Origin of the sequence: Arthrobacter sp. KBS0702 (genome assembly GCF_005937985.2) — a bacterium.
Lineage (GTDB): Bacteria > Actinomycetota > Actinomycetes > Actinomycetales > Micrococcaceae > Arthrobacter.
Genome location: NZ_CP042172.1, coordinates 2,719,416 through 2,740,619, shown reverse-complemented (window position 1 = coordinate 2,740,619; position 21,204 = coordinate 2,719,416). Strand labels below are relative to the sequence as shown.

General features: G+C 69.9%; 18 protein-coding genes. 12 read left to right on the top strand and 6 right to left on the bottom strand.

The window, feature by feature from the left end; translation table 11 throughout:
• Positions 1-10 precede the first annotated feature (10 nt).
• From treZ to FFF93_RS12540, 3 genes are all read left to right on the top strand, one after another.
• Positions 11-1,768 (top strand): malto-oligosyltrehalose trehalohydrolase, encoded by a 1,758-nt coding sequence (gene treZ / locus FFF93_RS12550; protein ID WP_138768614.1) that lies wholly within the window; start codon positions 11-13, stop codon positions 1,766-1,768.
• A gap of 14 nt (positions 1,769-1,782) precedes the next feature.
• Positions 1,783-2,820 carry an L-glyceraldehyde 3-phosphate reductase gene (mgrA, locus tag FFF93_RS12545; RefSeq protein ID WP_138768615.1) on the top strand — a complete coding sequence of 346 codons (1,038 nt, stop codon included), beginning with the start codon at positions 1,783-1,785 and terminating at the stop codon, positions 2,818-2,820.
• A gap of 192 nt (positions 2,821-3,012) precedes the next feature.
• Positions 3,013-4,098, top strand: a complete 1,086-nt coding sequence (locus FFF93_RS12540; protein ID WP_138768616.1) for an inositol-3-phosphate synthase — start codon at positions 3,013-3,015, stop codon at positions 4,096-4,098.
• A gap of 84 nt (positions 4,099-4,182) precedes the next feature.
• Here FFF93_RS12540 and FFF93_RS12535 read toward each other — a convergent pair whose 3' ends face one another.
• From FFF93_RS12535 to mshA, 3 genes are all read right to left on the bottom strand, one after another.
• A complete protein-coding gene (locus tag FFF93_RS12535; RefSeq protein ID WP_138768617.1) occupies positions 4,183-5,100 on the bottom strand; it encodes a DUF559 domain-containing protein in 918 nt (305 codons plus the stop codon).
• Between the two features lie 118 nt (positions 5,101-5,218).
• Positions 5,219-6,856, bottom strand: coding sequence for a formate--tetrahydrofolate ligase (locus FFF93_RS12530; protein ID WP_261375442.1), 1,638 nt, complete (start codon positions 6,854-6,856; stop codon positions 5,219-5,221).
• Between the two features lie 189 nt (positions 6,857-7,045).
• On the bottom strand, positions 7,046-8,311 hold the full coding sequence (mshA, locus tag FFF93_RS12525) for a D-inositol-3-phosphate glycosyltransferase (protein WP_138768618.1): 1,266 nt from the start codon (positions 8,309-8,311) through the stop codon (positions 7,046-7,048).
• A gap of 98 nt (positions 8,312-8,409) precedes the next feature.
• Between mshA and FFF93_RS12520 the strand changes: the two genes are divergently transcribed.
• The gene (locus tag FFF93_RS12520) at positions 8,410-8,946 is read left to right on the top strand and encodes a GNAT family N-acetyltransferase (protein ID WP_138768619.1); all 537 of its coding nucleotides are present in this window, start codon (positions 8,410-8,412) and stop codon (positions 8,944-8,946) included.
• Positions 8,947-8,963: 17 nt separating this feature from the next.
• Here the strand turns inward: FFF93_RS12520 and FFF93_RS12515 are convergent, their stop codons facing one another.
• Positions 8,964-10,376 carry a 6-phospho-beta-glucosidase gene (locus tag FFF93_RS12515; protein WP_138768620.1) on the bottom strand — a complete coding sequence of 471 codons (1,413 nt, stop codon included), beginning with the start codon at positions 10,374-10,376 and terminating at the stop codon, positions 8,964-8,966.
• 82 nt (positions 10,377-10,458) lie between these two features.
• Here FFF93_RS12515 and FFF93_RS12510 point away from each other — a divergent pair, with 82 nt between their 5' ends.
• The 6 genes from FFF93_RS12510 (at position 10,459) to tsaD (ending at position 16,112) form a co-directional block, all read left to right on the top strand.
• The gene (locus FFF93_RS12510; protein WP_138768621.1) at positions 10,459-11,550 is read left to right on the top strand and encodes a carbohydrate kinase family protein; all 1,092 of its coding nucleotides are present in this window, start codon (positions 10,459-10,461) and stop codon (positions 11,548-11,550) included.
• Between the two features lie 435 nt (positions 11,551-11,985).
• Complete coding sequence (alr, locus tag FFF93_RS12505; protein WP_138768622.1) at positions 11,986-13,209, top strand: alanine racemase; 1,224 nt, start codon at positions 11,986-11,988, stop codon at positions 13,207-13,209.
• Positions 13,206-13,823, top strand: coding sequence for a tRNA (adenosine(37)-N6)-threonylcarbamoyltransferase complex ATPase subunit type 1 TsaE (gene tsaE, locus FFF93_RS12500; RefSeq protein ID WP_138768623.1), 618 nt, complete (start codon positions 13,206-13,208; stop codon positions 13,821-13,823). Before alr ends, tsaE begins: the two co-directional genes overlap by 4 nt.
• A gap of 2 nt (positions 13,824-13,825) precedes the next feature.
• On the top strand, positions 13,826-14,497 hold the full coding sequence (gene tsaB, locus FFF93_RS12495; protein ID WP_138768624.1) for a tRNA (adenosine(37)-N6)-threonylcarbamoyltransferase complex dimerization subunit type 1 TsaB: 672 nt from the start codon (positions 13,826-13,828) through the stop codon (positions 14,495-14,497).
• A 47-nt stretch (positions 14,498-14,544) separates the two neighbouring features.
• Positions 14,545-14,997, top strand: a complete 453-nt coding sequence (rimI, locus tag FFF93_RS12490) for a ribosomal protein S18-alanine N-acetyltransferase (protein WP_138768625.1) — start codon at positions 14,545-14,547, stop codon at positions 14,995-14,997.
• A complete protein-coding gene (gene tsaD / locus FFF93_RS12485) occupies positions 14,994-16,112 on the top strand; it encodes a tRNA (adenosine(37)-N6)-threonylcarbamoyltransferase complex transferase subunit TsaD (RefSeq protein WP_138768626.1) in 1,119 nt (372 codons plus the stop codon). The genes rimI and tsaD overlap by 4 nt, the downstream gene beginning before the upstream one ends.
• A gap of 24 nt (positions 16,113-16,136) precedes the next feature.
• On the opposite strand, the gene FFF93_RS12480 is transcribed toward tsaD, so the two are convergent.
• Positions 16,137-17,288 (bottom strand): glutamate--cysteine ligase, encoded by a 1,152-nt coding sequence (locus tag FFF93_RS12480; protein ID WP_138768627.1) that lies wholly within the window; start codon positions 17,286-17,288, stop codon positions 16,137-16,139.
• A 176-nt stretch (positions 17,289-17,464) separates the two neighbouring features.
• On the opposite strand from FFF93_RS12480, the gene FFF93_RS12475 reads away from it, so the two are divergent.
• Entirely contained in the window at positions 17,465-19,096 is a 1,632-nt protein-coding gene (locus FFF93_RS12475) for a glycoside hydrolase family 3 protein (protein ID WP_138768628.1), read from the top strand.
• A 48-nt stretch (positions 19,097-19,144) separates the two neighbouring features.
• A complete protein-coding gene (locus FFF93_RS12470; protein WP_138770389.1) occupies positions 19,145-19,945 on the top strand; it encodes a shikimate 5-dehydrogenase in 801 nt (266 codons plus the stop codon).
• A 16-nt stretch (positions 19,946-19,961) separates the two neighbouring features.
• On the opposite strand, the gene FFF93_RS12465 is transcribed toward FFF93_RS12470, so the two are convergent.
• Complete coding sequence (locus tag FFF93_RS12465) at positions 19,962-21,188, bottom strand: class I SAM-dependent methyltransferase (protein WP_138768629.1); 1,227 nt, start codon at positions 21,186-21,188, stop codon at positions 19,962-19,964.
• Positions 21,189-21,204: the final 16 nt, after the last annotated feature.

Below are 21,204 nucleotides of genomic sequence, written 5' to 3'. Positions count from 1 at the left end.
GGGAACGGCAATGACTCTGCCCGCACACGGAACCGAACGCTTCGACCTCTGGGCACCCAAAGCCCAGCACGTCACGCTGCTCGCCGGCGGACAGCGGTACCCGATGGGCCCCGCGTCCGGGGACGGGTGGTGGACCGCCCCGGAGGCGCCCGCTTCGGGCGAGGTGGACTACGGCTACCTGCTGGACGGGGACACGACGCCGCTCCCGGACCCGCGGTCCCGCCGCCAGCCTGACGGCGTGCACTCGCTCTCCCGGACCTTCGACGCCGGCGCCCATGAGTGGGCCGACGGCGCCTGGCAGGGCCGCGGGCTGCAGGGCGGTGTGATCTACGAGCTTCACGTGGGCACCTTCACGCCCGAAGGGACCCTCGACGCCGCGGCCGGAAAGCTCAGCTACCTGGCGGACCTCGGCGTCGACTTCGTGGAACTGCTGCCGGTCAACGGGTTCAACGGCACCCATAACTGGGGCTACGACGGAGTCCTCTGGTACACCGTGCACGAGGGCTACGGCGGGCCCGCCGCCTACCAGCGTTTCGTCGACGCGGCCCACGCGGCCGGGCTGGGCGTCATCCAGGACGTGGTCTACAACCACCTCGGTCCCAGCGGCAACTACCTGCCCCGGTTCGGGCCCTACCTCAAATCCGGGGAGGGCAACACCTGGGGCGACTCGGTCAACCTGGACGGCCCGGGCTCCGACGTCGTCCGCGACTACATCCTGGCGAACGCGGCCATGTGGCTGCGCGACTACCACGTGGACGGGCTCCGCCTCGATGCCGTGCACGCCTTCAAGGACGAGCGCGCGGTCCACCTGCTGGAGGACTTCGGTGCCCTGGCCGATGCCGTCGCGGCCGAAACCGGGCGCCCCGCGACGATGATTGCCGAGTCGGATCTGAACAACCCGCGCCTGCTCTACCCGCGGGATGTCAACGGCTACGGCCTGGCCGGGCAGTGGAGCGACGACTTCCACCACGCGGTCCACGTCAACGTCAGCGGCGAAACCACGGGTTACTACAGCGACTTCGATTCACTCGCGGCGCTGGCCAAGGTCCTCGTCGACGGGTTCTTCCACGACGGCAGCTACTCCAGCTTCCGGGAACGGCACCACGGCCGTCCCATTAACCCGTCACTGGTCCACCCTGCCGCCCTGGTGGTATGCAGCCAGAACCACGACCAGATCGGCAACCGGGCCACCGGCGACAGGCTCTCCCAGAGCCTCGGCTACGGCCCGCTGGCGCTCGCCGCCGTCGCGACCCTGACCTCGCCGTTCACCCCGATGCTGTTCATGGGCGAGGAGTACGGCGCCACCACGCCGTGGCAGTTCTTCACCTCGCACCCGGAGCCCGAACTGGGCAAGGCCACCGCGGAGGGCAGGATCGAGGAATTCGAACGGATGGGCTGGGACCCCGCCGTCGTGCCGGACCCGCAGGACCCGGCAACGTTCACCCGCTCCAAGCTGGACTGGGCCGAAGCCCAGGCCGGCGACCACGCGCGCGTGCTGGAGCTGTACCGGAACCTGATCGCGCTGCGCCGCGCGACCCCCGAACTCGCCGGGCTCGGTTTCGAGGACACCGCCGTTGCCTTCAGCGAGGCCGACCGCTGGCTGCGCCTGCGCCGCGGCAACGTGGAGGTGGCGATGAACTTCTCCGCCGAATCCCGCCAGATTGCCGTGGGCGGCGGCTCGCTGCTGCTGGCCACCGAGGACGGCGTCGCGCTTGCGGCCGGCCAGGTCGAACTGCCCGGCCACAGCGCCGCCGTCGTCTCGAAATAGGAAGGATAGTACCCATGACGTACCTTGCAGCGGAGAACCGCTATGACTCCATGCCCTACCGCAGGGTGGGCCGCAGCGGCCTGAAGCTGCCCGCCATTTCGCTGGGCCTCTGGCACAACTTCGGTGACGACAAACCGTTTGAGGTCCAGCGCGCCATCCTGCGCCGGGCCTTCGACCTGGGCGTCACCCATTTCGACCTCGCCAACAACTACGGCCCGCCCTACGGCAGCGCCGAGACTAACTTCGGCCGCCACTTCAAGGACGACTTCGCCCCGTACCGGGACGAACTGGTCATCTCCAGCAAGGCCGGCTACGACATGTGGCCCGGGCCCTACGGCAACTGGGGCTCCCGCAAGTACCTGCTGGCCAGCCTGGACCAGTCGCTGACCCGCATGGGCCTGGACTACGTCGACATTTTCTACAGCCACCGGCCCGACCCGGAAACCCCGCTGGAAGAAACCATGGGTGCCCTGGACCAGGCCGTCCGCTCCGGCAAGGCCCTGTACGCGGGCATCTCCTCCTACACCCCGGAGCAGACCCTCGAAGCCGCCCGGATCCTCAAGGAACTTGGCACCCCGCTGCTGATCCACCAGCCCAGCTACTCCATGCTGAACCGCTGGACCGAGAACGGCAGCCCCAGCCTCTACGAGGCGCTGGAGCAGGTAGGCGCCGGAGCGATCGCCTTCTCGCCGCTGGCGCAGGGAATGCTCACCGACCGCTACCTTGACGGCGTTCCGAAAGATTCCCGCGCGGCGCAGGACAAGTCCCTGGACCAAGGCATGATTTCCGAGGAAAACCTGGGCCGGGTGCGCGGGCTCAACCGGATCGCCGAGGGCCGGGGCCAGACCCTGGCGCAGATGGCGATCGCCTGGATCCTCCGCGAGCAGGGCAAGGGCACCTCGGTGACGTCTGCGCTGGTCGGGGCCTCCAGTGTCCGCCAGCTCGAGGACACCCTCGCCGCGGTCGACAACCTGGAATTCACGTCCGATGAGCTGGACGCGATCGACGAGTTCGCCGTCGAGTCCGACATCAATCTCTGGGCCCAGAAGTAAGCCGGCACGGGGCCGCCCCTGGCGGCACCTGCCGGCCGTAACAGATTCGGTGCCGCGGCCGGGAACAACTTGAGTCCCGGCGCCGTTGACTAGAATGCAAGGGCGCCGCATGGCGTTGTGCCCGTTTGCCGCCGTCGTACATCAGAGTGCGGCCGCGCCGGGCGCGTGAAGTTTGTTCTCAAAGGGAGTTTCGTGTCTGCAAATCCGATTCGTGTTGCAATCGTGGGCGTGGGTAACTGCGCCACGTCGCTGGTCCAGGGTGTCGAGTACTACCGGGACGCCGATCCCGAGGCCACGATCCCGGGTCTGATGCACGTCCAGTTCGGTAAGTACCACGTCAATGACGTGCAGTTCGTCGCGGCTTTCGACGTCGACGGCAAGAAGGTTGGCCAGGACCTGTCCGCCGCGATCCTTGCCAGCGAAAACAACACCATCAAGATCGCCGACGTCCCGCCGACCGGCGTCACGGTCCAGCGCGGTCCGACCCTCGACGGCCTCGGCAAGTACTACCTCGAGACCATCGAGCAGTCCCCGGAGGAGCCGGTCGACGTCGTCCAGGCCCTCAAGGACGCCCAGGTCGACGTGATGGTTTGCTACCTGCCGGTCGGTTCCCAGGAAGCCGCCGAGTACTACGCCCAGTGCGCCATCGACGCCGGTGTGGCGTTCGTCAACGCGCTGCCGGTCTTCATCGCCGGGACCAAGGAATGGGCGGACAAGTTCACCGCCGCCGGCGTGCCGATCGTGGGCGACGACATCAAGAGCCAGATCGGTGCCACCATCACGCACCGCGTCATGGCCAAGCTGTTCGAGGACCGCGGCGTCACCCTGGACCGCACCTACCAGCTGAATGTCGGCGGCAACATGGACTTCAAGAACATGCTCGAGCGGGACCGCCTCGAATCCAAGAAGATCTCCAAGACGCAGGCGGTCACCTCCAACGTCGAGGCCGAACTCGCCGCCAAGGACGTTCACATCGGCCCGTCGGACTACGTCCAGTGGCTCGACGACCGCAAGTGGGCCTTCGTCCGCCTCGAGGGCCGCAACTTTGGCGACGCGCCCGTCTCGCTCGAATACAAGCTGGAGGTCTGGGACTCGCCCAACTCCGCCGGCGTGATCATCGACGCCGTCCGTGCCGCCAAGATCGGCCTGGACCGCGGCATCGGCGGCCCGCTGCTCTCGGCGTCGAGCTACTTCATGAAGTCCCCGCCGGAGCAGTTCAACGACGACCTCGCCCGCGAAAAGGTCGAGGCCTTCATCCGCGGCGACGTGGAGCGCTAAGCCCCACCCTTCCTTGAGTTGCCCTATCACTTACGGCGCCTAAACAGCCGGTTTAGCCGCCACAAGTGATAGGGCAACCGGCGTTTAACGGCCGTGGAGCGCTAGGCGGACCCGTCGGACGGCACCGCGGAAGTCGTCCGCCAGGTCGTCGGCGTTGAATTTGAAGTAGCGCCAGCCGGCCGCGTTGAACCTTTCGTCGCGGCGATTGTCGCGGGACTGTTGTTCGCGCGTGAGGTGGTGGCCGCCGTCGTACTGGATTGCAATCCTTTGCCTCCGGTATCCGAGGTCGGCCGCGGGGGAGAGAGGGTCGTCCGGCACCATCCTGAGCTGCAGCTCGGGCTCCGGCAGCCCGGCAGCGGTCAATGCCAGTCGCATGAAGGTTTCCGGCGCGGAGTCGGAACCGGGCCGGATGTGCTCCAGCGCCTGGCGCGCTTTCACGATTCCTTTGAGCTTGGGGTGCCGGGTGAGCATGTCCCGCAGCTGAGGGAGTGTGGCCCACGGCTCCGAACGGCCCTCCAGCTCCAGGCGGGGCTGCCGTACGAGCTGGTCGCCCGCGGCTACGAGATCCTCCAACGGCAGGATGCGGGCAAGGTCCAACCACGTCCGGGCAGGCGTTGAAATCCGGATGCCGTCCCAGACCATGAGCTCGTCGTCGAACGCAAGAACGGTATGGCCCACAACGCCCTCGCGCCGGACGGGCGGCAGCGCCTTCGGCTTGCTGAGATGGAGCTCCCGGCAGCCACGAAACCACGACGGGAGCCACAGCCCCAGCAACACAGCGGCCGTAAGGTGCGAAATCCACGCGCCCGGCGTTGCGGCCGAAAGGGCGCGGGCCAGGCCGCGGAGCTCGAACTCCCAGCCGGCAGGCAGGTAGAGCAACCGGCCGGCCGTCGCGAGGTCGGAAGCGCGGAGCCGCGACGTTCCCGGCGTCGCGGCCCGCGCTTCATAGACGGTGAACGGGGCCGAGGCGAGGTGGGCCGGCAAGGCAACAGGTGGTCGCATGCGGACCATTCTTATCCGAACCCCGGATCCCCGCTCCGGTTATCCACAGGCCTGTTGAGCTGTCACTTTTGGTCGCCATCCGCCGGGAATGGCAGCCAAGAGTGATAGCGCAACGGGGTTAGAAGAGCCCGACCGGGTTGCCGTCGGCGTCGACGTCCATCCGCATCGCGGCCGGAACCTTGGGCAGGCCGGGCATGGTCATCACCGCGCCCGTGAGCGCCACGATGAACCCGGCCCCGGTCTTGGGAATCAGGTCGCGCACGTGGACCGTGAAGCCCTTCGGAGCGCCCAGCTTGGTGGCGTCGTCGCTGAAGGAGTACTGCGTCTTCGCCATGCAGACCGGCATCCCGGACCAGCCGTTCTTCTCGATTTCCGCGAGCCGCTTGAGCGCCGGGACGGAGAAGTCGACGCCGTCGGCCCCGTAAATCTCCTGCACGATGGTGCGGATCTTGTCCTCCACGGTCATCTCCAGCGGGTACAAGTGCCGGAAGCCATGCGGGGCGTCGATGGCGGCGGCGACCTTCGCGGCGAGTTCATCGCCGCCGTCGCCGCCTCCGCCGCGGCCCCAGACGTCGGCCACGGCGGCCTGCACGCCCTCCGCGGCGCACCAGTCCAGCAGCCAATCCAGCTCCTCCTGGGTATCCGTGCCGAACCTGTTGATGGCCACCACCGGGGTGATGCCGAACTTCTCCACGTTGCGCACGTGCCGCTGCAGGTTGGCGACGCCGGCGGCCAGCGCCTCGACGTTGGGCTCCTTGAGCTGGTCCTTGGCGACACCGCCGTGCATCTTCAGCGCGCGGATGGTCGCCACCACCACGACGGCGGACGGCGCGACGTCGGCCATCCTCGCTTTGATGTCCATGTACTTTTCGGCGCCCAGGTCGGCGCCGAAGCCGGCCTCGGTGATGACGACGTCGGCCAGGGACCGCGCCGTCTGGGTGGCTATCAGCGAGTTGCAGCCGTGGGCGATGTTGGCGAACGGACCGCCGTGCACCAGGGCAGGGGTGCCGGCGATGGTCTGCACCAGGTTGGGCTTGATCGCGTCCTTGAGCAGCATGGTCAGGGCGCCCTGGACACCGAGGTCGGCCACCGTGACCGGCTCCCGGTCGTAGGTGTAGCCGAAGGTGATCCGGCCGAGCCGGGTGCGCAGGTCGTTCAGGTCGGTGGCGAGGCAGAACACCGCCATGATCTCCGAGGCCACTGTGATGTCGAAGCCGTCCTGCCGCGGCACGCCCTGCGTCGGGCCGCCCAGGCCGATCACGACCTCGCGCAGCGCCCGGTCGTTCATGTCCAGCACCCGCTTGAATGTCATCCGGCGCGGATCGATGTTGAGCGCGTTGCCCTGGTAGATGTGGTTGTCCACGAGCGCCATCAGCGCGTTGTTCGCCGAGGTGATGGCGTGGAAGTCGCCGGTGAAATGCAGGTTGATCTCATCCATCGGGAGGACCTGGGAGTAGCCGCCGCCGGTCGCGCCGCCCTTCATGCCCAGAATCGGCCCCAGTGATGGCTCGCGCAGCGCGATCATCACCCGGTGTCCCGCCCGGGCCAGGGAGTCGGCCAGGCCCACGGTGGTGGTGGACTTGCCCTCGCCGGCCGGGGTCGGGGACATCGCCGAGACCAGCACCACCTTGCCGGGGGCGTGGGCACCGTCCCGCTCCAGCTTGGCCGGGTCAATCTTCGCCTTGTAGCGGCCGTAGAACTCCAGTGCCTCCGGGTTGATCCCGGCGGCGGCGGCGATATCCTCGATCGGCTGCATGGTGGCGCGCTGCGCGATTTCCAGGTCGCTCGGGACCGGCGCCTGGGCGGCCCCGCTGGCGGCCACGTCGACGGTGGCGTGCCCGGCTGCTGCGGTTTCCGTGGTGTTCTCAGACATCGTTGTCCTTCGGCTCGTGGCGTCGTGGCGCTCCCGCCGGTGGTTTCGGCAGGGCGCCCGGTCTGATCCCGGTCAAGGCGTGTGGGCCACCGGGATGCTTCGTGTTCCAAAATACTGGACCAGGGCGGCCTGGTAGCTCTCCAGCGTGATCGCGGCGGTGCGCTGCCAGCCGAAGCCCTGGGCGTGCACGGATGCCGCGCGGCCCATGTCCTCCCGGGTGGCCGGGTCGTCATGCAGGGCCTCGAGCGCATCGGCCCAGTCCGCGGCCTTGTGGCCCTCCACCAGTAACCCGGTCCGGCCGTCGAAGATGGCCCGGGACAGGCCGCCGACCTTGGTGGCCACCACGGGGGTGCCGCAGGCCTGGGCCTCCAGGGCGACGAGACCGAAGGACTCGCTGTAGGAGGGCATCACCACGACGTCGGCCGAGCGGTACCAGCCGGCCAGCTTGGGCGCGCTGACCGGCGGGTGGTGCGTGACGACGTCGTCCATGCCCGCGGCGGTGATCAGCGCCTTGAGGTCGAAATCCTTTGTCCCGCTCACCGCGCCCAGGATGGTGATCTGCAGGTCGATGTCCGGGCGGCGGGCGCGCAGCAGCGCGGCGGCCTTGACCAGGATCTGCGGGCCCTTGAGCCGCTGGATGCGCCCGGCAAACAGCAGGTGGAAGCGCCCCGGCGGGACACCGTGCTGGCTGCGGGCGCGGCTCCGGAAGGCGGGGGTGAACACGGAGAGGTCAACGCCCGGCGGCGCCACATCGATGCGGTCGGGATCGGCGTCGTAATGCGAAACGAGTTCGGCGGCCTCGGTGCCGGTGTTGGCGATCAGCCGGGTGGCGCCGTCGACGATCCGGTGTTCGCCCTCCTCGCGCCGACGCGGCTCCTGCTGCTCGCCGGATTCGAGCAGCAGGTTCTTGACCTTGGCCATGGTGTGCATGGTGTGTACCAGCGGCACCCCCCACAGCTCCGAAAGCTCCAGCCCCGCGACCCCGGAAACCCAATAGTGGGAGTGGACGACGTCGTAGCGGCCATGCGGCTGCAACTGCTTGATCCGGTCGATTTCTGCGACCATGCTGTGCAGCAGCGCCGGAAGTTCCTCCTTGGGAAGCTTTCTCGGCGGCCCGGCGAGCACGTTGTGGACACAGACCCCCGGGGACGGGTGCTCGACGGCGGGCTGGCCGGCAGCGGTGGACCGGGTGAAGATCTCCACCTCGACGCCGGTCTCGGCCAGGGCCGCGGCCAGGGCGCGGACGTACACGTTCATGCCCCCGGCGTCACCGGAGCCGGGCTGTTCCATCGGCGAGGTGTGCAGGGAGAGGAAGGCGACGCGGCGGACCAACGGCATCCTGCTCCCCTCCCTTCGCGCGACGTGGATTCGGTAAAACACTACTCCTGAACCGCGGACCGGTTCGCCGGCGGTTGCGGGCTGCTATCGTGGCGGCTGTGAGCGCACCCGCAGAAACCCCGCCGGCCCCGGCCCCGTGGGAGATCCGTGAGGCCACCCCAGCGGACTGGGCCGCCATCTGGGAGATCCTGGAGCCCGTCATCCGGGCGGGGGAGACCTTCACCTGGGACCGCGACACCACCGAGGCGCAGGCCCGCGCCAAGTGGTTCAAGACGGCCCCGGGCCAGACCTTCGTGGCCGTCGGCCGTGGCGAGACCGGTGGCGTCGTTCTGGGCACCGGCGAGCTGCACCCGAACCAGGCGGGTGGCGGCAGCCACGTAGCCAACGCCGCTTACATGGTCCGCGCCGGGTATGGCGGCCGGGGCGTGGCCCGCGCGCTGTGCGCCTACTCGCTGGATGCTGCCCGGGCCGCCGGGTTCCGCGCCATGCAGTTCAACGCCGTGGTGGAAAGCAACGTCCGGGCCGTCGCCGCCTGGCAGGGCATGGGCTTCGAGATCCTCGGCACCATCCCGGAGGCTTTCAACCACCCGCGGCTGGGCTACGTTGGCCTGCATGTGATGTACCGCCGGCTCTAGTACTCCGCGCCCCAGAGCTACGGCGTGCCCCAGAACGCCGCGAGGTCCGGGAATGCCGCCTCGTAGCCGGCGAGCAGCCGGGCCGCGAGCTCCTCCGAATCGACCAGGGGATGCCGGGCGAACGCGGCCAGGGCGTCCTCCCGCCGGCCCCCGCCGCCGGACGCGGACTGCGGGCCGGTGGCCCGAACCACGAGCCGTTCGACCTCCTTGACCCGCCGCATCAGCGCCAGTTGCGCCTCGGCGGGCCGGTCCTGCGGGATCGGAACCACGCCGCCCGCGCCCACCCGGCAGGGGACCTCGACGACGGCGTCCACCGGCAGGCCCGGGATGGCCGCGGTCGGCGCCCCGCCCCGAGCCGGCACCGCGTTTGGGGTATTGAGCACCAGTTCTGCGTCGCCACCGCCGGCCAGCGCCCGCATCGCCGCCAGGGCAACGCGCTCGTAGCCGCCTCCGGCCAGATCATCCTCGTCCCGCTGCTCGCCGGCGGCCCGGGCCTCGGCCAGGTAGCCCTCCTCGCGGGAGCGACGCGCGGCATCCCAGAGCCGGTACGCCTCACCGCCCGCGGACGCGAGCCGCGGATAGAGCTCGGCCTGCTGGCGGTGGATGGACTCGCCGCGGGTCTGCGCCGCGGCCCGCATGGCGGCCTTGGCCCGGGCCGTCTCGTAGTAGTAGTACAGGTACTCGTTCGGGAGGCAGCCCAGCCGGGCCAGGAAGGGCTGGGGAAAGAGCCGGCCCTCCTCGAAGCCGGCCAGCGCCCCGGCGTCGGCCAGCAGACCGGGAAGGACGTCCGTGCCGGCGGCCTCCAACCGGTACAGCCAGCCCAGGTGGTTGAGCCCGTAGTAGCCCGCGCCGTCGAGCCGGCCCTCCGGGAGCGGGACGCCGGCGGCCCGGGCCGCGCGGTGCACCAGCCCGCCGGCCGAATCGCAGATGCCCACCACCCTGCGGCCCAGCACCGGGACCAGCGCCTCGGTCACCATGCCCGCCGGGTTGGTGAAGTTCACCAGCGATGCCTCGGGGCGGAGGCGTTGCATCGCCCGGGCCAGCTCCAGCATCGGCGGGATAGTGCGCAGGGCGTAGGAGATCCCGCCGGCCCCGGTCGTCTCCTGGCCCAGCAGCCCCAGGTCCTGCGCCACCCGCTCGTCGACGGTGCGTCCGGCGGTGCCGCCGGGCCGGATCGCGGCGAACACCATGTCCGTGCCGGCCAGTGCGTCCGCCAGAGAGGTGCTGGTGCGGATGCGCGGTCCGCCGCTGCGTGCCCCATTCGGTGGCGGCGGCACGGAGGCCAGCACCGCCTCGACGGCGGCGAGCCGGCCGGCGTCGACGTCGTACAGCACCAGCTCCCCGACCAGGCCGGCGAACGGCCCGGCGGAGAGAGCCCGGTAGAGCAGCGGCACCCGGAATCCGCCGCCGCCGGCAATCATGAGCCGCATGTCTGCAGTCTATTCCGCGAGGCGCCGGAGGGCCGGGAGCGCCGTCTACCGTGGGCCACAGGGACGGCGTAGTCTGCCGTGTATGGACGCCATTCCAGCGCCGCGCTTCGACCCGCTCGCCGCCGTCCGGACCCCGGCAGCGGGGGGTCTTGACCTGCTCCTGACGGGCACGGTGTTCCAGGACATCATCTTCACCGGCCTCCCGCACGCACCCCTGCCCGGCACCGAGATCTGGAGCGAGGGGATGGGCAGCTGCCCCGGCGGGGTGGCGAACCAGGCCATCGCCGCGGCCCGGCTGGGGCTGCGGACCGGGCTCGCCGCCGCCTTCGGCGACGACGGCTACGGCGACTACAACTGGAAAATCCTGGACCGTCAGGAACACGTGGACCTCTCGCTCTCCCGGCGTGTCCCGGGCTGGCACTCGCCGGTCACCGTGTCGCTGAGCGTCGAGAAGGACCGCTCCATGGTGACCCACGGCCACCCGGCGCCGGTCACCTCCAGCGAGCTGATCGGTTGCCCGCCGCCCGCGCTCGCCGCCGTCGCGGAGCTGGGCGAGGAGTTGGAACCGTGGGCAGTCGACGCGCACCGGGCCGGCGTGCGGCTCTTTGGCGACGTCGGCTGGGACCCCACCGGAACGTGGGCGCAGGCGCGGCTGGACAACCTGCAGTACTTCCACGCCTTTATGCCCAACCAGCAGGAGGCCATGGCCTTCACTGGCAAGGACAACCCGTGGGCCGCGCTCTACACGCTCGCGGACAAGGTGCCGGTGGCTGTGGTGACCCTGGGTCCGCAGGGATCCATGGCGGTGGATTCCGAAACCGGTGAAGAGGAGTGGGTGCCGTCGCTGCCTGTTCCTGCCTTCGACCCCACCGGCGCCGGGGACTGTTTCGGGGCGGCGTTCATCGTCGGCTGCCTGGCCGGCTGGCCGCTGGGTGACCGGCTCCGCTTCGCCAACCTGTGCGCCGCCCTGGCCGTCCAGCACGTCGGCGGCTCGCTCGCCGCACCCGGCTGGGGCGACCTCGCCGACTGGTGGCAACGCGCCAACGCCCGCAAGGAACGCCAGGGCAGCCAGTGGCTGCGCCGCTACAGTTTCCTCGAAGAAATCGTCCGCAACGTGCCTCCCGAGGCGCAACGGCGGGCGACGGCGACCATTGCGCACCTGTCCGACGCGTAGCCCCGGCTGTGTAGCCCCGGCAGTGTAGCCCCGGCAGTGTAGCCCCGGCAGTGCCGGGACATGTTCCGCGGGTGGTGACGGGCTGCCAGCCGACGGACATGCCCTCTGGCCGGGCCCAGGACTGGACATAATCCCCATATGTCCGCTCGTGGCCCTGAAGAATGGGCAAGTCCCGCGGTAAGGAATGGGATGTGGCGGAACGCCCGGGAACGAACCCCGTGCGCGAAGGGACATGCCCTCTGGCCGGGCCCAGGATTGGACATATTCCCCATATGTCCACTCGTGGCCTCGAAGAATGGGCATGTCCTGCGGCGAAGAATGGGCATGTCCCACAGCAAGGAATGGGCATGTCCCGCGGCGGGGAATGGGCGTGCTCAGAGGGCGCGGGGCCGGCCCGAATTCAGGAGCATCTGCCACCACCCGTAGAATCGTAAAGTGATATACCCAGCAGCAACAGGTGATTTCCGGCCCGTGGCGGAAGCAGGTCCCGGCCGTGTCGAGGAGCGCTCGGCCGTGATCGACCTTGAGGCCATCCGGCACAACGTCCGGCGGCTGGCGGCCGTGGCATCGCCGGCCAAAGTGATGGCGGTCGTCAAGGCTGACGCCTACGGACATGGTGCCATCCCTGTCGCCCGTGCCGCCCTCAGGGCCGGGGCCAGCTGGCTTGGCGTCGCACACATTTCCGAGGCGCTGGCCCTGCGCGCCGCCGGAATCGAAGCCCCCCTGCTGGCCTGGCTGCACACCCCCGAAAGCAATTTCGCCGCAGCCGTGGCCGCGGGGATCGACATCGGCTGCTCCGGCTGGGAACTCGGCCGGATCGTCGCCGCCGCCCGCGAACAGGAACGCCCCGCCCGGATCCACTTGAAAGTGGACACCGGACTCGGCCGCAACGGGGCCACCCTGGAGTCCTGGGACACGCTGCTCGGCGAGGCGATGGAATACCAGGACCAGGGACTGTTGCGCGTCGTGGGGATCTTCTCCCACCTGGCCGTCGCCGACGAACCCGAACGCCCCGAAACCGACGAGCAGCTGGCCGCCTTCCGCGAGGTACTGGCGATGGCCCAGGACGCCGGCGTCGACCCCGAGGTCCGCCACCTCGCCAACACCCCTGCGACGCTGTCCCGGCCGGACACCCACTTCGACCTGGTCCGCGTGGGCCTCGGTATCTATGGACTCTCACCGTTCGAGGGGCAAAGCTCCGCGGAAGTCGGGTTGCGCCCCGCGATGACCGTCCGCACCGTCGTCGCGCACTGCAAGGACGTGCCGGCAGGCCAGGGCGTCTCCTACGGGCTGAACTACCGCACCGCCGGCAAGAGCACGCTGGGCCTCGTCCCCCTTGGCTACGCCGACGGCGTGCCGCGGATCGCCACCGGCGGCCCCATCCGGGTGGACGGTCGGACCTACCCCGTGGTGGGCCGCATCGCCATGGACCAGATGGTGATCGACCTCGGTCCGCTGCACGTCTCCGCCGGGGGACCCACCCTGCTGGGCGCCGAGGCCGTGATGTTCGGCGACGGCGCCGACGGCGGCCCCACCGCCGAGGACTGGGCCCGGGCGGCCGGCACCAACAACTACGAGATCGTCACCCGCATCAGCCCGCGGGTGCCGCGCCGTTACGTCAATGAAGAGTCAGCGCCCGGCGACGGAGCCGGACAGTGAGCGGAGCGGCCTGGGAGCGGACCCTTACCATGGGGACCGCCGCGCAGACGCATGAGCTCGCGGCCGCCCTCGGCGCGGTTCTGGAAGCCGGCGACCTGCTGGTCCTCAGCGGCGAACTCGGCGCCGGCAAGACCACCTTCACGCAGGGGCTCGGCGAAGGCCTCGGCGTCCGCGCCGGGATCATCTCGCCCACCTTCGTGCTGGTCCGGATCCATCCCAACCTGCCGGACGGGCCGCGACCCGGCGGCCCGGACCTGGTCCACGTCGATGCCTACCGGCTGGGATCGGCCTCCGAAATCGATGACATCGATCTGGAAAACACCATGGACAGCTCCGTGACCGTGGTGGAATGGGGCCGCGGCCGGGTGGAACACCTGAGCGAGAGCCGGCTCGAGGTGGAGCTGCACCGCCAGCTCGGCGGCACCCCGCCCGGCGCACTGACCGGCGGCCAGGCCGCCACCCAGCCCGCCGGCACTGAAGTGCTGGACTTTGACACCGACGACGCCGACGAGCCCCGCACCGTGGTGTTCCGCGGCTTCGGTCCGCGCTGGGCGGAGCCGCCGGCCGCCCTGGCGGCCCTCCCGTCCCTGCCCGCGACCACGGAAACGGACTGAACATGCTCATCCTTGCCATCGATACCTCGGCCGTTGCCAGCGCGGCGCTCGTCTCCGACGATTCCCTGGAGTCCGTGGTCGGCAGCTTCGCCACCGCGGACACGCGCAGCCACGCCGAGGTGCTGGCCCCGGGGATCGAGCAGCTGCTCTCCGGCGCGGGCCTTCGCGGCGCCGACATCGACGCGATCGTCACCGGGGTGGGACCGGGACCGTTCACCGGCCTCCGCTCCGGCATCGTCACGGCGCGCAGCCTGGCCTTCGTCTGGCAGAAACCGCTGTATGGGCTGATGAGCCTCGACGCCATTGCCCTGGAGGTGGCCGAGTCCACGGAGGCGGCGGAGGAGTTCATTGTGGCCACCGATGCGCGGCGCAAGGAGGTCTACTGGGCCCGCTACGCCCAGGCCGCCGGCCAGCTGCCGCAACTGCTGGACGGACCGCATGTGGGTTTCGCCGCCGATCTGCCGGACCTGCCCGTCTACGGCGCCGGCGCCGGCCTGTACCCGGACGTCGTGAACGCGGTGCCTGAATTCGCCGGCCGGCAGCCCGAGGCGCTCTCGCTGGGCCAGTTCGCCCTCGCACGCCTCGCCGCGGGGGAGCAGCTCCTGGACAGCGCCCCGCTGTACCTGCGGGAATCCGACGCGCAGGTCCCTGGGCCGCGGAAGCGCGCGCTGTGACCGCCCCGGAAACGCGGCCGGGGCCGCCCGGCGTGGATCTCCGGCCAATGGTTCCCGCGGATATCCCCTCTGTCCACGCCCTGGAGCGCCGGCTGTTCCCGGTCGACGCCTGGCCTCTGCAGATGTTCGTCGACGAACTGGCGCAGACCGACACGCGGCATTACCTTGTCGCGGAGGCCGCGGGAGCGATCGTTGGCTACGCCGGGCTGATGTGCATCGAACCCATCGCGGACGTCCAGACCATCGCCGTCGTGCCCGAACAGGAGGGCAAGGGCATCGGGTCGGCCCTGCTGACCGAGCTGATCCGCGAGAGCCGGCGCCGCCATGCCGCCGATGTGCTGCTGGAAGTGCGCGCCGACAACCCCCGGGCCCAGCAGCTCTACCGGCGCTTCGGCTTCGAGCAGATCCACGTCCGGCCGCGCTATTACCGCGACGGCGTGGACGCGCTGATCATGCGCCTCCAACTGCACACACCTTCGAGCGAAACAGGCCGAGCATGAACCACATCCCGCACAGCTCCCAGCCGCTGGTGCTGGGGATCGAATCCTCCTGCGACGAGACCGGCGTCGGCATTGTCCGCGGCACCCGGCTGCTGGCGAACACGGTCTCCTCCTCCATGGACGAGCATGTCCGATTTGGCGGTGTCATCCCCGAGATCGCCTCGCGCGCACACCTTGACGCATTCGTCCCCACCCTCCGGGAGGCCGTTGCCGCGGCGGACGTGACGCTGGCGGACCTTGACGCCATCGCCGTGACCTCCGGCCCGGGGCTCGCCGGCGCGCTCATGGTGGGTGTCTGCGCGGCCAAGGCCCTCGCGGTCGCCACCGGCAAGCCGCTCTACGCGATCAACCACCTGGTGGCGCACGTCGGCGTCGGCCTGCTCGAGCCGGGCGACGGCGCCCCGGGCGTTTTTGCCGCGGACGGCGGGAACGCGTTGCCGGACAACCTCGGCGCACTCTTGGTCTCCGGCGGGCACACCGAAATCCTGCGGATCCGGAGCATCACCGACGACGTCGAGCTCCTCGGTTCCACCATCGACGACGCCGCCGGCGAGGCCTACGACAAGGTGGCCCGGCTGCTGGGGCTGGGCTACCCGGGCGGCCCGGCCATCGACAAGCTGGCGCGCACGGGAAACGCGAAGGCCATCCGATTCCCGCGCGGCCTCACACAGACCAAGTACATGGGCACCGCCGAGGAACCCGGCCCGCACCGCTACGACTGGTCCTTCAGCGGCCTCAAAACCGCCGTCGCACGCTGCGTCGAGCAGTTCGAAGCCCGCGGTGAGGAGGTGCCGGTCGCGGACATCGCCGCCGCCTTCCAGGAAGCCGTGGTGGATGTGATCACGTCCAAGGCGGTGCTCGCCTGCCGCGAACACGGCATCACCGAGCTGCTGCTGGGCGGGGGAGTGGCCGCGAACTCGCGGCTGCGCCAGCTTACGGAGCAGCGCTGCCGTGCCGCCGGGATCCGGCTGACCGTACCTCCGCTGGCCCTGTGCACCGACAACGGGGCCATGGTCGCCGCACTTGGCGCGCAACTGGTGATGGCCGGAACCGCACCGAGCGGGATCGGCTTCGCGCCGGACTCCTCGATGCCGGTCACCTCCGTGTCCGCCTAGGAACAGGGAAACGGTGCCCGGAGACTAGGCTTCGGGACCCTTGCGCATTTGCTTGACCAGATCCAGCACGACGGCGCGCAGGTCCCCGCCGTGTTCGGCGGCGACGCGGCGCTGGCGCTGGTAGCCCGCGCCCCGCCGGATGATCTTCTCCACGTCGGCCAGTTCGGCGCTGCAGCCGAGCTTGGCGGCGACGGGCTGCAGCCGGGTGAGCGTCTCGCGCAGGTGCTCGGTGACGAGCTGTTCGTTGCCGTCGGCGTCGAGGATGATGATCGCGTCCATGCCGTAACGGGCCGCACGCCACTTGTTCTCCTGGACGTGCCAGGGCGGCATGGTCGGGATGGTGCCGCCGTTGTCCAGGATGGTGGAGAACTCGTCCACGAGGCACTGGGTCAGGGCCGCGATCGCGCCGACTTCCTCAAGCGTGGCCAGGCCGTCGCAGATCCGCATCTCGATGGTGCCGAGGTTGGGCACCGGGCGGATGTCCCAGCGGATCTCGGAGAGGGTGTCGATGACGCCGGTGGTGAACATGTCCTGGACGTAGGCCTCGTATTCCTCCCAGCTCGCGAACTGGAACGGCAGGCCCGCCGTCGGGAGCTGCTGGAACATCAGGGCGCGCTGCGAGGCGTAGCCGGTGTCCTCGCCGCCCCAGAACGGGCTGGAGGCGGAGAGCGCCTGGAAGTGCGGGAAGTAGTTGACCAGGCCGTCGAGGACGGGAAGTACCTTGTCGCGGCTGTCAAGGCCCACGTGGACGTGCACCCCGTAGATGACCATCTGGCGGCCCCACCACTGCGTGCGGTCGATCAGTTTGGCGTAGCGCTCCTTGTCCGTGACGGGCTGCAACTGCGGCGGGCTGAAGGGGTGGCTGCCGGCGCAGAAGACCTCGACGCCCATCGGGTCGGTGACCTCGCGCAGAGCGGCGAGGGAACTGTCCAGGTCCGCCTTGGCTTCCGCTACGGTAGTGCAGATTCCGGTGACGAGTTCCACCGTGTTGAGCAGCAGTTCCTGTTTGATGTGGGGATGTTCGTCATCCTCGTTCAGCTCGGGATGGCGGTCGGCCACGCCCCGGAGCACCTCGCCGGCCACCGAGGCCAGCTCGCCGGTTTCTGCATCGACGAGCGCGAGCTCCCATTCCACACCAAGAGTTGATTGCCTGGATGAAGCGAAATCAATCTTCATGTGGTCCCTTCGCTGTTTTGTTGCCCGTTCTGACGCCAGCTGGTTTGCTGCCCGCAGCGGCATGCTGTGGCAAGGCAACGGTGGTTCAAGTCTAGTGCAGGGGTAGCATCGAGCTGGTGGCCAAGTTACAGCTGATACGTGAGAGTTTTCACAGGGGAAGCCGGTTGCCGGCAGTCATGGCGCTCCTGACGGGGTTGGCCGTGGCTGCGGCGGGCTGCAGCGGCCCGGGCACTTCGGGGCCGGGACCGTCCCCGGACCAGGGCTCCTCTGCCGGGGTACCGGCGGCGGACAACGCCGCGAACGGGACGCCGCGCCCGCTCGGCTGGGGTCCGGACCAGCGCGACGCCGATGCCGCCGCCACCGCCGTGGCGGCCATGAGCCTGGAACAAAAGGCCGGGCAGGTGCTGCTGCCGTTCTTCCCGGGACTCGACGCCGAAGCCCACGCCCGGACCATTGAACGACTCCATCTCGCGGGTTCAATTGTTATGGGCGACAACGTCCCCACGGCCCCCGACGGGCAGGTGGACACTGCCGCCATGCACGCCGCCACCGGGCGCCTGCAGCGTGCGGCCCGTGCCGATGGCCGCGGCTGGCCCGGGCTGATCGGGGTGGACCAGGAGGGCGGGGCGGTGGCGCGGCTGCGGGCACCCCTCACCGAGTGGCCTGCCCCGATGAGTTACGGGGCGGCCGACAGTGAACCGCTGGCCTCCGACGCCGGCCGGGCCATCTCCGCGGAACTGGCCGGGCTGGGCTTCAACGTCGATTTCGCGCCCACCGCGGATGTCACCGTGGGTCCCGCCGACCCCACGATCGGCGCCCGGTCCATCTCCGGCAGCCCGGACATCGCCGCGGAAGTGGGCACCGCCTTCTCAAAGGGAATGCTCGACGCCGGCATGCTCCCGGCCGCCAAACACTTTCCCGGGCATGGGTCAGTGACCGTCAACTCGCACGAAGGGATGCCGGTGCAAGGGGCGAGCCTGGACCAGCTGCGGGCCAAGGACCTGAAGCCCTTCCAGGCTGCCATCGACGCCGGCCTGCCAATGGTCATGACCGGGCACATTGCCGTCCCCGCACTGCAGCCCGGAGTCCCCGCCTCGGTCTCGCCGGCCTCCTACGCCGAGCTGCGCCGGATGGGCTTCAAAGGCGTCGCGGTGACCGATGCCATGAACATGGGCGCGATTACGCAGCAGTTCCCAAACGACTCCGCCGCCCCGCTGGCCCTCGCCGCCGGAGCCGACCTGGTGCTGATGCCGGCGTCGGTCGAGACGGCCCACGCCGCGATCGTGGCCGCTGTCCGGAACGGTTCACTGCCGGCCGCGCGCCTGGACGAAGCCGCCCGGCGGGTGGCTACGATGCAGCTCTGGCGCGGCCGCAGCCACCCGCCGCAGGGCACTCCGCCGGGCAGCGGCTCGGCACTGTCGGAGAAGGTCTCCCAAGAAGCCATCACCGTCCTGGCAGGGCCGTGCCACGGGCCGATGGTTCCCGCCAGCGTCCGGGTGAGCGGCGGATCCGAGCAGGACCGGGCACGGTTCGCCGCGGCAGCCAGGCAGGCCGGCATCGGGATCGGTGACGGGCCGCTCGTGACGCTGATCGGCTACGGCGGAGCCCCCGCCACCGCGGATGTGGCGGTCTCGCTCGATGCCCCGTGGCCTCTGGAGAAGTCCGCCGCGCCCGCAAAGATCGCGCTCTTCGGCCGGAGCCAGGAGGCCTTCGACGCGCTGCTGGAGGTGCTTGCCGGCAAAGCGACCGCCCCCGGGAAGCTGCCGGTCGCCGTCGGGCCGCACGGACCGGGCTCCGGCTGCCGCTGAACCTGTGTGGTGGCGTTTAATAGTGCTGTGCCCATCCTGAATAAAGACATGACCATGTGCATCTCGCTCTCGGCCCGGCCGAGCAACAACGGGACCCGCTTCCACAACCACCTGTACGAACAGCTGGGCCTGAACTGGATCTACAAGGCCTTCGCCCCCACCGACCTGGCCCAGGCCATCGCCGGGGTACGCGGCCTGGGTATCCGTGGCTGTGCGGTGTCGATGCCGTACAAGGAGGACGTGATCGCCCTTGTGGACGTCATGGACCCGTCCGCGAAAGCCATCGATTCGGTCAACACGATCGTCAACGACGGCGGCACGCTCACGGCCTACAACACCGACTACACGGCGATCGAGCAGCTGCTGCGGCGCAACGCCGTCCCCACGGACTACTCCGTGTGGCTGCTGGGGGCCGGCGGCATGGCGAAGGCCACCGCGGCGGCACTGCGCGACGCCGGCTTTCGGAACGTCACCGTGATCGCACGCAACGAGGAGGCCGGAAGGGCGCTCGCCGGGCTCTACGGGTTCGCCTGGCGGGCCGACGTCGATCCCTCCGGCACTGCCGACATGCTGATCAACGTGACCCCGATCGGCATGGCGGGCGGCCCGGAGTCCGAGGCGCTGCCTTTCCCGCAGGAGGCGATCGACGCCGCGAAGGTGGTCTTCGACGTCGTCGCGCTGCCCGCCGAGACGCCGCTGGTCAAGGCCGCCCGGGCCGCGGGCAAGCAGGTGATCACCGGCTCCGAGGTCGCCACGATCCAGGCCCTGGAGCAGTTCGTGCTCTACACCGGCATCCGGCCCGGCGACGAACAGGTCCGGGCCGCCGAGGAGTTCATGCGGGCCCAGTAGAGCTGCCCGCCAAGCCCTAGACCGGCTCCACCGAAACGGCCACCCGCTCCTCGCCGATCCTGGTCAGGACCAGGGTGGCCGTCTTGTTGGCGGCGTTCCTGGGGCTTCTGCCGCCGGGCAGGAGCTGTTTGCGCAGTTCCTCCGGCGTAACCGAGGTGCCGCGCTTCTTGATGTCCAGGACGCCGATTCCGTTGTCCCTGACCCAGGACTTGAGCGCCTTGACGTTGAACGGCATCACCTCAAGGACCTTGTAGGCCCTGGCGAAGGGGGTGTCGGTCAGTTCCGGGGCGCAGATGTAGGCGATGTGTTCGTCGAGCAGGTGGCCGCCGATCTGGAGCGCGACGTCGGCGACCAGACCCGCACGGATCACGGCGCCGTCCGGCTCGTAGAGGTAGCCCTCCACCGCCCCCACCGGGGCGACCGGTCCGGCGTCGAACTCCTCCGCGCTGGTGAGTTCCGCGGCGCCCTTCGGCCCCAGGACCAGGGCGGCGCGGCGGATACCGGGCCGGCGGACCGCGTTGAACCAGAGGGCCACCTCGGTGACGTCGCCGCCCACCGAGATCCACTGCGCCTCGCAGTCCGCCGGCACCGACGCATGCGGCATGCCCGGGCCCATCTTGACGCCGACGGCCCGGCCGGTCGCGGCCAGGGACTCCACAAAGGACAGTGGCGGGGAGAAATCTTCCGGGTCCCAGAGCCGTTTCGTTCCGGAGCTGGACGTGGTGCGGCGGGCCGGGTCGAGCCAGACGCCGTCGATCCCGTCGAGCGGGACGGCGACGGCGTCGGCGTGGACCACGGTGGCGTTCCGGAACGGGATCAGGTTCATGGTGGCGCAGGCGGCCGTGGTTTCGTCGAGTTCCACAGCGGTGACCCGGATGTCCAGCGAGGCCAGCGCCATGGCGTCCGCACCCAGTCCGCAGCCCAGGTCCGCCACGTGCGCAATCCCGGCCTCCGCGAACCGCTGCGCATGCCGTGCCGCGACGTTGAGCCGGGTGGCCTGCTCCAGCCCGGCCCGGGTGAAGATCATCTGCCGGGCGAATTCGCCAAACTTGGCCTCCGCCTTGGTCCGCAGGCGGGACTGAGTGAGCGCCGCCGAGACCAGCTCGGGGGAATGGCCGGCCTTCCGGAGCGAGGCGTTGAGGCGGAAGGCCTCCTCCTCGCGGTACGGGCCCAGCGAGGCCAGCAGCTCCCAGCCCTCCGGATTGAGAAGCGGGGCGATCTGGTCCTGCGTAGTCTCAGCCATGCAATCAAGCGTAGTT

What these genes read in the sequence shown, in the direction of transcription:
- treZ (WP_138768614.1), top strand. Translation starts at nt 11, where the DNA reads ATGACTCTGCCCGCACACGGAACCGAACGCTTCGACCTCTGGGCACCC.
- mgrA (WP_138768615.1), top strand. Translation starts at nt 1,783, where the DNA reads ATGACGTACCTTGCAGCGGAGAACCGCTATGACTCCATGCCCTACCGC.
- FFF93_RS12535 (WP_138768617.1), bottom strand. Translation starts at nt 5,100, where the DNA reads ATGCGACCACCTGTTGCCTTGCCGGCCCACCTCGCCTCGGCCCCGTTC.
- FFF93_RS12530 (WP_261375442.1), bottom strand. Translation starts at nt 6,856, where the DNA reads ATGCAGCCGATCGAGGATATCGCCGCCGCCGCCGGGATCAACCCGGAG.
- mshA (WP_138768618.1), bottom strand. Translation starts at nt 8,311, where the DNA reads ATGCCGTTGGTCCGCCGCGTCGCCTTCCTCTCCCTGCACACCTCGCCG.
- FFF93_RS12515 (WP_138768620.1), bottom strand. Translation starts at nt 10,376, where the DNA reads ATGCGGCTCATGATTGCCGGCGGCGGCGGATTCCGGGTGCCGCTGCTC.
- FFF93_RS12510 (WP_138768621.1), top strand. Translation starts at nt 10,459, where the DNA reads ATGGACGCCATTCCAGCGCCGCGCTTCGACCCGCTCGCCGCCGTCCGG.
- tsaB (WP_138768624.1), top strand. Translation starts at nt 13,826, where the DNA reads ATGCTCATCCTTGCCATCGATACCTCGGCCGTTGCCAGCGCGGCGCTC.
- rimI (WP_138768625.1), top strand. Translation starts at nt 14,545, where the DNA reads ATGGTTCCCGCGGATATCCCCTCTGTCCACGCCCTGGAGCGCCGGCTG.
- tsaD (WP_138768626.1), top strand. Translation starts at nt 14,994, where the DNA reads ATGAACCACATCCCGCACAGCTCCCAGCCGCTGGTGCTGGGGATCGAA.
- FFF93_RS12480 (WP_138768627.1), bottom strand. Translation starts at nt 17,288, where the DNA reads ATGAAGATTGATTTCGCTTCATCCAGGCAATCAACTCTTGGTGTGGAA.
- FFF93_RS12475 (WP_138768628.1), top strand. Translation starts at nt 17,465, where the DNA reads ATGGCGCTCCTGACGGGGTTGGCCGTGGCTGCGGCGGGCTGCAGCGGC.
- FFF93_RS12470 (WP_138770389.1), top strand. Translation starts at nt 19,145, where the DNA reads ATGACCATGTGCATCTCGCTCTCGGCCCGGCCGAGCAACAACGGGACC.
- FFF93_RS12465 (WP_138768629.1), bottom strand. Translation starts at nt 21,188, where the DNA reads ATGGCTGAGACTACGCAGGACCAGATCGCCCCGCTTCTCAATCCGGAG.